Here is a 14991-nt window from a genome sequence, read left to right on the forward strand (position 1 = left end):
TCAGGTTCTCCAAAATTCTTAGTGAAGTAAAAATAAATAATAATATAAACGCAGCAAGCCCGTTAGCGATACACCAATATACATAATAATGCTTCCAATAGTTATTGAGGCTACTATTTCTAAAAACCTTATTTTACTCACCTCTCTCAATGTTCTTTTACCGTACTAAATGCCATCTATAGTTTAACTTTAATTTCCTTTTTGTTGACATAGAAAAAGGCACCCCTTTTTGAAGGAATGCCCCGTTAGTCATCCATGAAGCAAAAAATAACTTCACCGAAGATGATGAAAATAGGTTAGAACGGGTATAGATTAGTGAGGAATGTTCAACCAGCGCCTCATTTAAGCAACGCACCCGTTAGCAAAATAGAGCGTCCCTTCATATCGATGAATTAAATTTATTTTTTCTTTTTCGACTTTCCAAATAAACCTATCGCAACAGCCACAGCAATACCGATTCCAATCCAAGAGCCTATACCCATCTTTATCCCCTTATAATACGACTTTTCTTATTACTTCTTTACGGTTTTAAGAATAATAAAGTTTCACTAAACTGCACCGATACTTGAATAATTGTCAATTTAATTTTAACATTAATTTCCTTTTGTGTGTTTACAAAAAGAAAAAAGCTTCCCTGTTTATTACAGGAAAGCACCCTTTAATTACTGTCGATGTTGTGAATCATAAATATACATTTAACGAAATTGTATCAATAATTGAAATTCATACACAAAGACTTTAATGCCATTCTTTTTACTTAAGAATGGCTTCTTATATGGAAATAAAGTCGATTTGCTATTAAAGTAACGCACCCTTTAGTTGAAGTGTAATAATTCACAAATCGAGTACACAATCAAGAATTTAATATGGGGTCAAGCCTAAGTCAATTAAATAAGAATTAAGATTTTTATATTCAGTGGGTTCAATTTGGCTGGTTTCATGGTCATAAAAGTAAGCTACATTCGCCATTACTGGAACAGAAGTAGCGACAGCTTCTTTCGTTATCGCTTCCTTTAGCTTAATAAATAAGTGTTACAAGAAAAATAAGAAATAGAATTATTGACATTAAAAATGGCACGAATTTCTGTCTTATTTCTTCTTCACCTTTTGCTTTTTCAACATTCTTTCTATATTTTCTCCAATCAAAAAACAGCGAAATTACAAATGAAGTTAATAATAAATATTTTATGACTTTTATGTCTACCGCATTGGTTGGTACATACAATAATGATATTCCTGTAACAAACCAAAATACCCCAATAATAAGAGAAAACAGTAAAGCACTGATAATTACTCCTATGAAAAAGGATTTTACATTTGAACGTTTCCACATAGAATATATGTTTTTAATAGCGTTGCCATCATTTTTATTTTTTTCAATTTCTTTTTTGGGAATTATAATTTCATCTTCTATTCTATCCAGTTCTCTTTTGCACCCATCACATTCAACAAGGTGTTCTTCGACCACTCTCTTGCTATCCTCACTGCATATATTATCATAATACAATGGAAGTAAATCTTTAATTATTTCACATGAGAACTTACTCATTTACATTCCTCCTTTAACTTACTTTGAATTTTCTGTTTAGCTCGATGAAATGTGACTCTTGCCCAACTCTCCGTTTTCTCAAAGAGCTGGCTTATCTGTTTATAGGATAGTTCACCAAAAACTCTTAGAGTAAATACCTCTTTATAAGGTTCATCTAAGCAATGCAAGACCTTATGAATGCGGAAAGTCTCCTCCTTATTTAGTATCATCGTTTCAATACTATTCTCACTTGCTTTCTCTTCTACATAATCTGTATCATAACGTTTTTGTTTGTTGAGATGGGTAAAGTAGGTATTTTTGGCTATTTGACATAGCCATACATTTATTTTGCAATTGCCATTGAAATTATCAATACTCTTTAATGCCTTAAAAAATGTTTCCTGTGTTATCTCTTCAGCAACCTTTTCATTATGGCTTAGTGATAATACAAACGAATAAACATCTCTAAAATATTTGAAGTATATACCCTCAAATTCTGCCACATTTCTACCTCCTTTCATAAATATGACTACGTTAAAGGGGTTTTGTTACAAAAAAATCACAAAAAAATTGGCACACAAATTACGTCTGCCTTTAAATCATATCATTTATTTACAATTGCAAATTAGAATACCTTTCTTAGCACTGTTTTATTAATATTCCTTATATAACTTATTCAACATCCCTGCATCGTTTGTTCAAGAAGGAAAATATTCCATAGGCTCTGTACAATGAATATAACCATTTTTCTTATAATAATTAATGCTATAATCGCTTGGCCATACGATGATAAATTCATATCTCTTTTCTTTAGTCCACTCATTTATTCTGGAAAGTAGCATACTCCCAATACCCTTGTTTCTAAATTCTTTAATAGTAAATACGTTAGTCATATAAGCAAATGGATATGTTACTCTACCAGGGCGTGGTACTTTATGTATTAATTCTATGTATATATGCGATACGATTTTTCCATTTTCCTCGGCAACCCAGATAAACCATTGACCACTATTAAGTGCATTCTCTAAAAAAGATTGGCATTCTTTTTCAAAATCATCAAATGGAGTCTGGGCAATTTTTTTACTTTCATCGTATTCAATTGTAAAATCCCATCTCATTTTTGTTAACTGCTCAAAATCCTTTGCTTCAGCAAGTCTTATATTCATTATTATTCCTTCCTTTAAACATTAATTCTACTGCAACTAACCTGCACCTTTACCTGAACAAAGGTATAATTTCTTATTCCAGATAAGCTACCCTTTAGTGAAATAAGAGGAGCTTCTATCAACTGGTTTAGTTAAATACAATAACTCTTCACTTTGAAATATTATCTTGTACAAAGCCCAATTCATTTCCATCTATATCAAGTATAGTAAACTTCCTACTCCCATATGGTGTTGAGAATAATTCTTCTAATACTTCAGCTTTATCTTTTAATTTATCCCACAGTTCATCTACATTATCTACATAGAAATTAAAACGTCCAGGCGAAGGATTATTTTCATGCTCCATTACAGAAAACATCGCTCCCCCTTCATGTTCAAAATGAACGTAATTAGGTTTTTCAGGAGGCCATGAAGCTGCAACTGTAAAACCTAAAACTTCTTTATACCAGTTTACAGACCTTTTTAAATCTTTAACATTAGCACGTACATGTAAAAGTCTTGTTTTCATTTTGCTTTCCTCCTCAATAGTATTTACTAATAAAAAGCTTCTTCAATTTCAATTTTAAATCTCATTTTTCTCATACCAAGCCTTTATAGGTCTATTTTCTGGATATCCTACTATTTCTCGATATGCTTTTCTTTCTTCAGTGAAATCAAACCACTGTTTACTACTCTTGGGGTTATTGGCATGGTTAATCACACAACGAATTTGGTCTTCAACACAACCGTCAGTCCATACACCTAATTGTTTTTCTAATTGGTCAAAAAGTTGAGCACCATTCTTATCCTTAATATCCGATAAAGAAAAAACACTCAACTTAAAAACCAACTTTTCAGCTAATTTATAACCAATAGAAGGGACAGTTTGAAATTCGGCCAACCCCTTTAAAACCTGAGCTTTTTCTAGTGAAATGCTTAACATATGAACTATTTGTTTTTCACTAAGAGTATGTATTTCGCTTATTTTGACTTTAGCTTTTCTAAGTTTTAATTTTTCCTCATGTGTTAGTGGCAATTTGATATTTAGACCCAAAAACTCCCCTCCTTGAAGATTACTGCCCTTTAGCACAAGAAGCGAATGCCCTAATTGAGCAATCGACCCATTATTTGAATATACTTGATGAATTGATTACGCTTTTATTCTTGGTTAATAGCATAATAAGAAAACAAATGAAATAAATAATACATGAGGCAATAAACCAAGCAAAGATTCCAGGTGTAAACATTAAGTACAAACTGACTGGCAAAGACCAAATAAATGCGATTAACATGAGATATTTTTTATGCATTAAAGAAGAAATAATTGCTAAACAAGCAGGGAAGAAATAACATAGCAAATGTAGTACCTGCCATAGCTTCAGAATTTGAAGTTGTATAAGGATTATAAAAAACTAATACAATCCACAAAAAAATACTGAATAGACCAGCTATAACTCCCAAGATTAACCCTGTTATTCTCAATTTTATTACCCCTCAATTTAAATTAATTCACCTATTATTATTGGATTTAACTGGATATTTACTTAATTATACAACCCCAACAATACCTTCTTATTCCATTAAACTGCACCGTTACTTCAATAAGAAAATGAACATCCCTTGTTAAAGGAATGTTAGCAATAGGTAAGCGTTTGAAGTTATCTCCAGCTTTTCCCCTGCTCCACACGAAACATGACAGTTTCCCGTCATTTCGCGCTCCATCTAACGGTCTGTCTAGACTATAAGTTCCTCGTTACCCATAGACAGGAGTTGTCTTATGCCTTCCTACTAAGAGCTCGCACTGTGGAAATCCCCACATTCCTACCCGATCGGTGCGATGAACGCTTGGAAAATAATCATTCCATTTCGCTAGACTTGGGGCTATTCCTCCACTCCCATTACAGGAGGTTCTTCAGTCATACCCCTACCCTCACAAGGATAAATGCTTTTCAACCATGCCTTATAGCAAACGTTTCGAGTGACAGCTCTTGTTTCAACGTTCCTTGCTTTCCAAGTACCTTACAACGTAGCTATACATTCTAGACGTAGGTGCTTCCTGTAAGCCTGTGAGCTGGATACCGCCATTGTTCGGTATAGTGTATTTCAGAGGGTGCATTTTTACTCTACACCACTCACCCCATCGATGGATGGGACATAGGTTTCCTCTATGATCTAACTTTAGACCCGTACATTCAGAAGTTCGTCAGTTCCTTATGTTGGAACATTCTCACCCTATCTAGTTTTTCAGCCATGCGGCATATCAGTTGGCATACCTTTTCCTGTGGAATGGCTCTAGCCTTCCTTCTGCCGAATCTACCTGTGCTTCACACCCCATGACCTGTCAGTCAGGACGCATGCAGGAGTATTGATGGGATAGTTTCAGAAAACATGGTTTCGTCATTCCTATCCTCCGTAGTAAAGTTAAAGCTTAAATCTAATAAACTTCCTGTCTTTCACGCTGATTAGCGCTTATAACAGAACTTGTCGCGCGCACCCGTTAATTCAATAAGGATTTTACCTGATTTTTATGATTTACTAAATCATTGCACCCTTTAGTAGTAACAAAATCATTTTAGGAAATACTTATTTCTCACTTTCTTTCTTCCACTTATAGGGTTTCTTTGACCAATTATAAAGTAGAGAGATCAAGAACATTATAAAAGATACTCCAATATTATCAATCCACTGAACCTCATTTTTAGCTGTTACCTGCCAAATAACTGATACTACAAAAAATATTAACGGAAATCTAATGCTTTCCTTAAACAAATTGTAGCCACCTTTCATTCTGCTTCTTGCGTTAATCTGCCCGTTACTTCAACAGGAAAAAGCCAATCTCCTTCTTGAAGATTAGCCCCCGTATATTGAAGAAGAAATTACTTTACTAAAGGTAATGGATATACTAAAATGTAACATTTTAGTAGTAAGGCTTAAAACCTTCTTGGCTTATTAAAAGTTGATCTGTTGTAAAATGTTCTTTTAGTTTTTGCAATGCTAATAAATGAGTATTTTCCCCATACCACATTTCAATTTCTTCATCATCATAAAACTCATTAATTTTTAGTTTTTTAGTTCTTTTTCCTTTGCTACCATCACCTGTGTAAAAATCATCTATAACAATACGATCTACAACTTTAGAGAGTACCTCTGGAAACATACTTGAGAACGGTAAAACAGGCGCTACTGCTATTTGTACGGGTAAATGATTTTCTCGAAGTTGACTAACTGCTTTAATTCTGGCTTGAATTGGGGGAGCATATGGAGAAAACTTTCTACGAATAAATTCATCATCTGTTTCAACTGTCATACTAATTCTTAGCTTATCTTTCAATTGCACAAATAAGTCAATATCTCTTGTGACTAAGGGACTTCTTGTTTGAACAAATAAGAAATCTGGTGGCATTTCTATCATTCCTTCAAGTAAGAATCTTGTTATTTTTTCTTTATATTCTATTGGTTGATATGGATCCGTACTTGATGACATAAAAATGGTGACTTGTTTATTCCTTTTCTTTAAATTCCTTATCTCTTTTACTATTTTTCCTTTAACTTCCTGTTTTACATCGATCCATGTTCCCCACTCTTGTTTTCTAAAAAGACCAATTGGGCTCTGTCTCACATAGCAGTAAGAACACGCAAATGAACAACCTGAATAGGGATTTAATGAATGACTATATTCATATAAAAAACCACTAGTCGGAGTTAATATCTTTTTAGGATTTTTATAATCAATATTTATTTTATTAATATATAACACCTCACTTATTAAATAAGGAATAATTGATGTTTTTTATTATTTATAACACTTTTTAACTATAAGATGTTTAATCTTGTCGCTTCCAGAAGAGATAAATTCAATAATCCCTTCTGGATAAGTTATTTTTTGCTCTAACTGCTCTATGTTGCGCCAAACAAGTTGCACCTCTGTTCTTTCATTATGTATTAATGGGCTTTTTACCTTGTTTCCACCTGAACACCAATGGATTAAGGTGCAGTCATGTCTCTTTTTCCCATCATACTCAACTATACTTTCATTGATACATGCAAGATTACCAACATCTATTTCCAAATCAAATTCCTCAATCAATTCCCTTTTAATTGCTTCTGATGCTGTTTCACCAAACTCAATACCACCACCAGGGAAACGATAAAAACTTTCCGCTAAATCGCATTGCACAAGTATTTTTGTTCTATCATTGTTTATTATTATTCCTTCAGCTCGCAACAATGGCATTTTCAAATCAACTCTCTCCCTGTATAATTCAGATTTATTTGAGACTATTCAAGATAAATGTTTGTTACTCCTTCTTAAAGATAACTGCTTCTTTAGTACAATAGGAGCTATCGACAACTCCTTATTCCACTCTTGCACCCTTTAGTTTAATAAAATCAGCATAAATACATTTCATTTATTCAGGGTTAAATATAATACTTCATACGCATCTGGTGACTTCAAAATCAAATGAGAATATGTTATTAAAATCAATCCAATAAACTCTTCTTCATCTTTTTGAACAATTTGTTCTACATCAAATTGTATCGGTAGAAATAAAAGGTAGTTGCCCGCAATCCTTAACCACAAATTCTGCAAGAACTCAATATCTTCTAAACTTATTATTTTTGTGGAAGGATTTGTTTGACCATCCCACCAGAGAATAGTACACCTTTCAGTTCCATATACTTTTTTTATAAAATCAAATATATTAGACAAAATTTCTTTGTTGGGTTCACCTGAAGGATTTTCAATTAACACTTTTAATTTTGCTTTTTCTCTTGTGTTTCTTTCTAAACCGATAATATCCAAAAAACCTTCACTCATATCAATTACCTCACTTAAATAAGTAATGCATCCATTAGATAAAAATACTCTTCATTATCCACTCGTATAAAAAATATCCACCTGTGCCTATAAAAAAATATTTTAAAAAAACCTGAACCTTCCTTGGCTTATCGTGATTTACAAGTAACATAACTATTCCGAATAAAAAACCAAAACCAAGTGTTTGAAATAACAATGTCATTTTAATCATCCTTTAATAAACATTATTATTTTAATTTCCCCGAAACCAATGTTCTTATTAAACATTACTGCCTCGTTACTTCAATAAGAAAAAGCCATTCTCCTTCTTGAAGAATAGCTCCCGTTACTTTAAGTACACTACTTCACAATTTATAATTCATTCAATGCAACCAAAATGGCGATTCTCCGTTAAAAGAATCGCAACCGAAAATCAAATCCTAAATAAAATGTTTTTCAATAATTATCTTTGCTCTTTCATCAAGTTGGGAAGGTAATTCATTGACGGAAAAATATTTTAAATCCAAACTTTCACCGTCATTCATAGCTAACTCACCTTTTGTATCTTCTGCTAAGTAAACACAAATAACATTATATACTTCATCACCGTTAGGATATTTATAATAAAGATTGCTTCCTGATAAAACATCAATAAACTTAAAATTCTTTGCTTTTAATCCCGTTTCTTCAAAAAGCTCACGATCAGCGGTTTGCTCTAAACTTTCTCCAATTTCCATTGCTCCACCAGGCAAACCCCATTCCTTTGTATCAGAACGATGTTGAAATAATATCTCTTTTTTATCATTCATAACAATGATAGTTGAACCAACCAAAATTAATGGTTTACTCCCTACGAGTTCTCTTATTTCCTTTGTATATCCAGCCATAATTCCCCCCAGTAGATATTATTAGTCTCTAATACGATTCCCATAGTATACATGCCAATGCATATGCTTATTGCTTTGATATTCACCAATATTAGTAGAAACAGTACATGCACCGAATTTGGTATTCATTTTTATTGCAACTTCTTTGATAACATTAAATATTTCCATCATAATATCCTTTTCATTTTGCTGTACTGCGATTATAGATGGAATATGCTTTTTCGGTATTACCACAATATGTTCTTCATGAAAAGGACGAGTATGATAAAAGGCAAGTACATTTTCCGTTTCTAATACAGTTTTTACAGGTGTATTCCCACTAAGGACCTCATCACAATAAAAATCTTCAAGTTTGTTTGTCACAAAATTAACCTCCATATAACATTAAATATTTTTAGATATTCTATATGTTGGTAATAATATCCTTCTTTAGCTAATCTGCCCCGTTACTTTAAGTACACTGTTTCACAAACTTATATAAATTTTAACATAAATATCCAGTTGGAGACTTATCAGTAATTCAAAAATCCTTAACACTTATAAAAGAACTACTTTACTTGATAGGTATAAATTCTTTTCATAAAGACTAAAGACATTTCTTGTTGTAAAGTATGAGTCAACTAAGAAAGACGATCACTTTGAAGTGACCGTCTTTAAGAATAATATTCCGTTACTAGTATCCTTGTACCGCGCAACAAAAGATCCTGTTATAAACGACAGTTCTTGTTTAACTAAATCTAGCCTTTAATAAACCAGAGAAAACCCTTCAACAATAATTCCATATTGTTGAAGCTAAACAATGTAATGCCTTTTCCATATCACCATATAAATTACTTACTTCACCATGAATCAAATTTTATGGCCAATAATTCTATTTAAATTACTGTTTCTTTTTATTGAAGATCCTATTTTTACTAGCATGTTCCTAACATCACACAAAAATGTATTTTCAATTTGAGCAATCTTCCCAAACATCCAAGAACTATTTACAATTAACTTAGCTCTATCCATACGCATGTCTTCAAAGGTCTTGACAGCTTGTGAAATTGAGTTGTCTTGTTCTAGAGTTTGTGCAAGAATTACGGCATCCTCCAATGCCATACATGCTCCCTGTCCTAAATTAGGTGTTGTAGCGTGTGCTGCATCGCCAATTAGCACTACTCTTCCTTTTGACCAATTCTGTAATGGCTTTAGATCATAGATCACTTTTCTAGTGATGTCTTTCTCTTTTGTTTCTTCAATTACGGTTGGAACAGGTTCGGCAAATTCTCTAAACGAATGTATCAATTGTTCTTTGGATATCTGATTTTTACTGAGATTTTCCGAGGTCTTTCTTGTCGCATACCAATAGACTAGTGAATTCGACATAGGAACGAACCCAAATCGCATTCCATTCCCCCATGCTTCAAACGTAAAACCAGATTTCGTATATTGATTTGTATAAGTAGCGATACCTCTCCAAGCTTCATATCCACTGAAGCGCAAGGCATGATTAGGAAATAACTTATTTCTTACTGCTGAATAAATACCATCTGCTCCTACTAAAAGGTCCCCTGCTTCTTCATGCCCATTTTCTAAACGTGCGATCACTTCATCATTAGTTTCTTTTAGATTTACTAGCTTATAGCCTATTTTTATTTCTGTCTGCTTTAATTTACTAGCTAATATATGATGAAGGTTGGCTCTTAAAATACCTACTGTGTGAGTACCATATTTAGTTGCAAGCTCTTCTAGTGGTATTGTGGCAAGTGTTTTTCCTGAAGATGTTGTAAGGGCTGTTTCACTCATGATTTTGCTGTTTTGATAAATTTCTTCTAATAGACCCATCGAATGAAGTGCATCTGTTGCATTAGACCATAAGGTTAAGCCACCACCATCATTTCGAAGACCATCAGACTTTTCAAAGATTACTGGTGCATAGCCGATTTTTTCAAGCATAAGGGCACTCGCTAATCCACTAACCCCTGCTCCAATAATAAGTACTTTCTTCTTCATATTTTCTCCTCATTTCATAAAAGTGGTAAAACCTATAACCACACAAGTAAAAATGAAGCCTCTTAATAAAGACATAGAGGACAATAGTATTTAATATCATACTTAGCGAATGTAGAATGTTTAAATGATCCTAGGAGTAAACAAAAAACCAACTCTCACTTTTTCGGGTACTGAAACAATAAAACTCCATCTTCCTCCAAATACCCAATATAAATGGATGAAACTAATTAACGTTAGCATTACTACTGATGAATAGACTAAAAATGATATTTTAACCTCACTCTACTCTTTTTACATTTATTAACTATTGTGCTACAATTCCTTCCCATACGATTTCAAATTGTGTATGAAAAATATCTTTTAGATCTTCTTCTGATTCTGCAATTGACCACGTAATAAGTGTGTTGAAATAGATTCCAACTAGAACTGAAGCAATATGTTGAGGAGCAAAACGACTATGAAAGGTTCCATTTTGCATTGACTCATGAATGATGTCTGTAAGAGCATCTTTAAACTTTACTATATTTGTTGATTCTTCCTTTAAAGCAGAACGAATGGTTTCAGATAATGTTAGTTTTAGTAAATCTCGATGTTCCAAATAGACTGTGAATAGATGATTAAAAATGAGTTGTAACCTTTTTTTCAGATTTGCCTCTTGGTGCTTTTGAATGACTTCCTTTACTAATTCATTCTGTGAATTACCTAAATGTAATAACACATGCTCTTTCTTTGGAAAATAAGTAAAAAACGTCCCCTTAGCAATTCCACAAGTAGAAACAATTTTATCAACTGTTACGTTGTCATACCCATGCTCCTTAAAGAGTTCAATAGACTTTAAAAATATTTTTTGTTTTAGTTCCTTTTTCCGTTCATCTCTTAACATTTTGTACACTCTCCAATTAAAATGACCATAGTCATTATTTGACTACGGTCATTTTAACATCGTTTTCATACTTTATACAATATCTTATTTAATTAAGTATCTTAGTTTCATATATAAAACAAAAATAATTATCAATCAACATATAATAAAAAATTTATTGTTAAACAATCTGGACCGTTTATGTGAAATTCTTCATTACACTATTTTTTTACTGCGCGTTAAGAATAGATAATTGTTACACAGTATTTAGTCAAATGCGAAAAGACGATCACACCGATCGTAATCGTCTCTTAGTCAAACAGTATATTTGTACTGCGCAGCAATGACTTTTTTTGTTTTTCTTATTACACATAAGCACCCGTTCGTATTATAAGGTCAGCCAGATATTTCTGGTTGACCTTATTTTGTTTCATTTTATTATCTGGCTTTGTTTTTAAGCCTATAATTAAAATTACCGATAGTATGTAGCGATAAAAAAAAATCTAAATATTCCTTGACCGGAATATTCCTCATATGGAATAATGTAATAAACAACAAGGTATGACATAGTAATTGTGGAATTTCGGAGGTGGTGTCCTTAATGTAGTCACATGCGCTTATATCCTTAAGAAAAATACACAGTTGGGAGAGTATTCAACATGAACGTGCAAATCTTCAGTGCCCTGTCTGAACCCAATCGACTTGATATCGTCGAACTTCTTCTAAACGAACCGCTTCCAGTAGGAGAAATTGCCAAGCAGCTAAAGTTAAACCAGCCCCAAACCTCGAAACACCTTCGTGTATTAAGCGATGCCGGTCTGGTCGAAGTGAAGCAAGTAGCTAATCGTCGTATTTATAGACTGAGACCAGAACCGCTTCAAGAGTTAGATACTTGGCTTGAATCCTACCGTCGAGTTTGGGAACCTCGGATGGATCGGTTGGACGATTATCTCAAAGTATTACAGGGAAAAAAACCACTTAATTGATGTTTAGATAAGCAGAGTAAATAAATTTCCCTTTTTGGATGAGCATTCAATTTTGCCCTATTTGAAAAAAATAATGAAAAAAAGATCATTTACTTGACTGGAGGAGTTAAGATGTTAATCAACGAAATAAGTTCAAGAGTAGAGAACGATCGCGTATTAATACTAGAACGCATATTCGATGCACCACGCGATCTCGTATTCAAAATGTTTAAAGATCATGAGCACCTCAAGCATTGGTGGGGACCTAATGGTTGGGAACTTCCAGTTTGCCACATTGATTTCCGACCGGGCGGTATATGGCACTATTGCATGAAGTGCATGGACAGAAATCAAGGTGAATTTTACGGAATGGAATCTTGGGGCAAAGTCGTTTATAAGGATATTATCGAGCCAGAGACAATCGTTTACACCGATTATTTCTCGGATGCAGAAGGCAATATCAACGAGGATATGCCATCAACCGAGGTCACATTGGAATTCATTGACCTAGATGGGAAAACGAAGCTAGTTAACCGTGCTGAATATGTGTCTGCAGAAGCTCTCAAATCCGTTATGGACATGGGCATGCTACAAGGTATCACCGAAACTTGGAACCGTCTGGAAGAGCATCTGAACGAGATCAAATAAAGATATTACTTAAAACACGCATATTCAAAAACAGAAGCTATAATTCATAATTAAAAAGGAGGAAATATCAATTATTACTCAAAAAATTGTCCCCCATCTGTGGTTTAATTATGAAGCAAAAGAAGCTACTCAATTTTACACATCCATTTTTCCTGATTCAAAGGTCACCAATATCACAACACTTCGCAACACGCCATCTGGAGATTGCGATGTCGTTTCTTTTAATATATCAGGATATTCATTCATGGCCATAAATGGAGGCCCAAATTTTCAGTTCAATCCTTCGATTTCTTTTTTTGTCAATTTTGATCCTTCAATAGATAAGAACGCAAGGGAAAATTTAGATCAACTGTGGGAAAAGCTTTCCCAAGATGGGACACCACTTATGCCACTTCAAGAATATCCGTTCAGTAAACGCTACGGATGGATACAGGATAAGTATGGCCTGACATGGCAGCTGATCCTCACAAATCCAGAAGGTAAGAAACGACCATTTATCATACCTTCAATGATGTATGTTCAAGAAGTGTGTGGTAAAGCAGAAGCAGCCAGTGACTTTTATCTTTCTGTTTTCAATGATTCACAACGAGGGGAAATCGCTCGTTATCCAGCTAGCATGGAACCAGACAAGGAAGGGACATTGATGTTTACAGATTTTATGATTGAGAATCAATGGTTTGCGGCAATGGACAGTGCCGGGCCACATGCCTTCAATTTTAATGAAGCCATTTCACTTTTAGTTCGGTGTGAAAATCAAGAAGAGATAGATTACTATTGGGAAAAACTTTCCTCAGATCCAAAAGCTGAACAATGTGGTTGGTTGAAAGATAAGTACGGTGTCTCGTGGCAAATCTGGCCAGAGGTTATGGGAGAAATGATGGCAGACGGGACGAACGAACAAATGGAGCGATTAACAAAAGCATTTCTTCAAATGAAAAAATTTGACATAGAAAAATTAAAAGAAGCACATCAAGGTAAGTAACAGTTGTGTTGCTCTGAATTAAAAAATGATTGATTTTAAAGCTGGTAAATGCCAGCTTTTTTTATTGTCTAGGAAACTATCGATTTTGGTTCTGTGGATAACTGTCTAGCTCCAGCGCCTAGCCGCGACAAGACGCTTGCGCTTTTCTTGTTGTAAAGTATGTGTCAAATAAGAAAAAGACGATCACACCGAGCGTAATCGTCTCTTAGATAGGTAATTTTTAAACAGTATCGTTTTACTGCGCAATAAACGGATCTGTTGTTTTTTCGTCTTTTTTCTTCAAGATTAGCTCCCGTTACTTTAAGTACATTCCTTCACAAAGTTAAACTTTATCTATTTAACCTACTTTAATTCCAAATGCTATCCATCTTCCATCTATATCTTCAACTACAAATTCCTTATTATTGTAATCAGTATTATCTAAAGAACGGACAATTTTCACATTAGAATTGATTAACTCATTTTGAAGTTCCTCTTGATTCTTTGTTATAAAGTAAGCGTCGTAGCCATAACCATATAACTCTCTATTTGGAATTACTTTTTGTCCTTTAGTTTTAGTTAAAATAATTTCTGTTGTATCACGATACAAACAAATATGTGGTTCATTTGCATCCAAATATTGTACAGCCTTAAATCCCATCTTTTGTTCATAAAAATATGCAGTTTTTATAATATCTGATGTTGGGAATATACAATGTGACTCTAATAATAAGTTCTTCATTCTACTTTCTCCTCTTAAAATTTAGGTTCGCTATTTATTTCTATATTGCCTTTAATTACTCCTTCTTTCACAAACCTGCACCTTTAGCACAAGAAAGGGTTGCCGCTGCGACAACTCCAGTTATTATTCAAGCACCCGTTCAGCTAATGAAGATTTAGTTGAAAATAAGGTTCAAATAATCTCCATGTCCTCTTATAAGTTCAACCTCATTTGCAGATGAAATCCAAAAGAAATGGAATGTTAGTCCGTCCTCTTCTCCACCACCTGTTGGTTCGTAATCCCATTCATCTGAAACATTTGAGACAGTTATTTTATAAAAAAACCTGTTATGTATTGCACCGTCATCATTCTCCCAAAAATCTTCGGCAAGTAGATGTTCAACATGAAAATTTCTTAATCATACTAAATGCCATCTATAGTTTAACTTTAATTTCCTTTTTGTTGACATAGAAAAAGGCAC

The 14991-nt window shown here is 33.6% G+C and carries 16 protein-coding genes; 3 read left to right on the top strand and 13 right to left on the bottom strand.

The features are described 5' to 3' along the window. Positions 1-1018 precede the first annotated feature (1018 nt). The 12 genes from B1R93_RS06150 to B1R93_RS06210 all read right to left on the bottom strand — a co-directional run bounded on the left by B1R93_RS06150 (position 1019) and on the right by B1R93_RS06210 (position 11236). Positions 1019-1549, bottom strand: coding sequence for a zf-HC2 domain-containing protein (locus B1R93_RS06150; protein WP_088103054.1), 531 nt, complete (start codon positions 1547-1549; stop codon positions 1019-1021). Then, positions 1546-2031, bottom strand: a complete 486-nt coding sequence (locus B1R93_RS06155) for an RNA polymerase sigma factor (RefSeq protein WP_245308201.1) — start codon at positions 2029-2031, stop codon at positions 1546-1548. Before B1R93_RS06155 ends, B1R93_RS06150 begins: the two co-directional genes overlap by 4 nt. A 195-nt stretch (positions 2032-2226) precedes the next feature. Then, on the bottom strand, positions 2227-2694 hold the full coding sequence (locus B1R93_RS06160) for a GNAT family N-acetyltransferase (protein ID WP_088103056.1): 468 nt from the start codon (positions 2692-2694) through the stop codon (positions 2227-2229). Between the two features lie 148 nt (positions 2695-2842). Further along, positions 2843-3202, bottom strand: a complete 360-nt coding sequence (locus B1R93_RS06165) for a VOC family protein (RefSeq protein WP_088103057.1) — start codon at positions 3200-3202, stop codon at positions 2843-2845. A 54-nt stretch (positions 3203-3256) separates the two neighbouring features. Beyond that, the gene (locus tag B1R93_RS06170) at positions 3257-3727 is read right to left on the bottom strand and encodes a helix-hairpin-helix domain-containing protein (RefSeq protein ID WP_088103058.1); all 471 of its coding nucleotides are present in this window, start codon (positions 3725-3727) and stop codon (positions 3257-3259) included. A gap of 1863 nt (positions 3728-5590) precedes the next feature. Continuing rightward, positions 5591-6421 carry an SPL family radical SAM protein gene (locus B1R93_RS06180; RefSeq protein ID WP_245308231.1) on the bottom strand — a complete coding sequence of 277 codons (831 nt, stop codon included), beginning with the start codon at positions 6419-6421 and terminating at the stop codon, positions 5591-5593. 45 nt (positions 6422-6466) lie between these two features. Beyond that, positions 6467-6907, bottom strand: a complete 441-nt coding sequence (locus B1R93_RS06185; protein ID WP_342587516.1) for an NUDIX domain-containing protein — start codon at positions 6905-6907, stop codon at positions 6467-6469. 171 nt (positions 6908-7078) lie between these two features. Next, the gene (locus B1R93_RS06190) at positions 7079-7492 is read right to left on the bottom strand and encodes a hypothetical protein (RefSeq protein WP_088103061.1); all 414 of its coding nucleotides are present in this window, start codon (positions 7490-7492) and stop codon (positions 7079-7081) included. A gap of 419 nt (positions 7493-7911) precedes the next feature. Next, positions 7912-8358: an NUDIX hydrolase gene (locus tag B1R93_RS06195; RefSeq protein ID WP_088103062.1), complete on the bottom strand. Its 447-nt coding sequence runs from the start codon at positions 8356-8358 to the stop codon at positions 7912-7914. Between the two features lie 21 nt (positions 8359-8379). Then, positions 8380-8721 (bottom strand): HIT family protein, encoded by a 342-nt coding sequence (locus B1R93_RS06200; RefSeq protein WP_245308202.1) that lies wholly within the window; start codon positions 8719-8721, stop codon positions 8380-8382. 486 nt (positions 8722-9207) lie between these two features. Continuing rightward, positions 9208-10353, bottom strand: a complete 1146-nt coding sequence (locus B1R93_RS06205; RefSeq protein ID WP_088103064.1) for an FAD-dependent monooxygenase — start codon at positions 10351-10353, stop codon at positions 9208-9210. A 304-nt stretch (positions 10354-10657) separates the two neighbouring features. Then, positions 10658-11236 (bottom strand): TetR/AcrR family transcriptional regulator, encoded by a 579-nt coding sequence (locus B1R93_RS06210; protein WP_088103065.1) that lies wholly within the window; start codon positions 11234-11236, stop codon positions 10658-10660. 638 nt (positions 11237-11874) lie between these two features. Between B1R93_RS06210 and B1R93_RS06215 the strand changes: the two genes are divergently transcribed. The 3 genes from B1R93_RS06215 (at position 11875) to B1R93_RS06225 (ending at position 13810) form a co-directional block, all read left to right on the top strand. Beyond that, positions 11875-12201: an ArsR/SmtB family transcription factor gene (locus tag B1R93_RS06215; protein ID WP_088103066.1), complete on the top strand. Its 327-nt coding sequence runs from the start codon at positions 11875-11877 to the stop codon at positions 12199-12201. A gap of 111 nt (positions 12202-12312) precedes the next feature. After that, positions 12313-12828 (top strand): SRPBCC domain-containing protein, encoded by a 516-nt coding sequence (locus B1R93_RS06220; RefSeq protein WP_088103067.1) that lies wholly within the window; start codon positions 12313-12315, stop codon positions 12826-12828. Between the two features lie 97 nt (positions 12829-12925). Further along, positions 12926-13810 (top strand): VOC family protein, encoded by an 885-nt coding sequence (locus B1R93_RS06225; RefSeq protein ID WP_342587517.1) that lies wholly within the window; start codon positions 12926-12928, stop codon positions 13808-13810. A 337-nt stretch (positions 13811-14147) separates the two neighbouring features. On the opposite strand, the gene B1R93_RS06230 is transcribed toward B1R93_RS06225, so the two are convergent. After that, on the bottom strand, positions 14148-14531 hold the full coding sequence (locus B1R93_RS06230; protein WP_088103069.1) for a VOC family protein: 384 nt from the start codon (positions 14529-14531) through the stop codon (positions 14148-14150). Between the last annotated feature and the right edge of the window lie 460 nt (positions 14532-14991).

This window comes from Halalkalibacter urbisdiaboli (assembly GCF_002156385.1).
GTDB lineage: Bacteria > Bacillota > Bacilli > Bacillales > Bacillaceae_D > Halalkalibacter_A > Halalkalibacter_A urbisdiaboli.

Bases quoted from the DNA above. Each gene is read 5' to 3' on its own strand.
- B1R93_RS06150 (WP_088103054.1), bottom strand. From the start codon at position 1,549: ATGAGTAAGTTCTCATGTGAAATAATTAAAGATTTACTTCCATTGTAT.
- B1R93_RS06160 (WP_088103056.1), bottom strand. From the start codon at position 2,694: ATGAATATAAGACTTGCTGAAGCAAAGGATTTTGAGCAGTTAACAAAA.
- B1R93_RS06165 (WP_088103057.1), bottom strand. From the start codon at position 3,202: ATGAAAACAAGACTTTTACATGTACGTGCTAATGTTAAAGATTTAAAA.
- B1R93_RS06185 (WP_342587516.1), bottom strand. From the start codon at position 6,907: ATGCCATTGTTGCGAGCTGAAGGAATAATAATAAACAATGATAGAACA.
- B1R93_RS06190 (WP_088103061.1), bottom strand. From the start codon at position 7,492: ATGAGTGAAGGTTTTTTGGATATTATCGGTTTAGAAAGAAACACAAGA.
- B1R93_RS06195 (WP_088103062.1), bottom strand. From the start codon at position 8,358: ATGGCTGGATATACAAAGGAAATAAGAGAACTCGTAGGGAGTAAACCA.
- B1R93_RS06205 (WP_088103064.1), bottom strand. From the start codon at position 10,353: ATGAAGAAGAAAGTACTTATTATTGGAGCAGGGGTTAGTGGATTAGCG.
- B1R93_RS06210 (WP_088103065.1), bottom strand. From the start codon at position 11,236: ATGTTAAGAGATGAACGGAAAAAGGAACTAAAACAAAAAATATTTTTA.
- B1R93_RS06215 (WP_088103066.1), top strand. From the start codon at position 11,875: ATGAACGTGCAAATCTTCAGTGCCCTGTCTGAACCCAATCGACTTGAT.
- B1R93_RS06220 (WP_088103067.1), top strand. From the start codon at position 12,313: ATGTTAATCAACGAAATAAGTTCAAGAGTAGAGAACGATCGCGTATTA.
- B1R93_RS06230 (WP_088103069.1), bottom strand. From the start codon at position 14,531: ATGAAGAACTTATTATTAGAGTCACATTGTATATTCCCAACATCAGAT.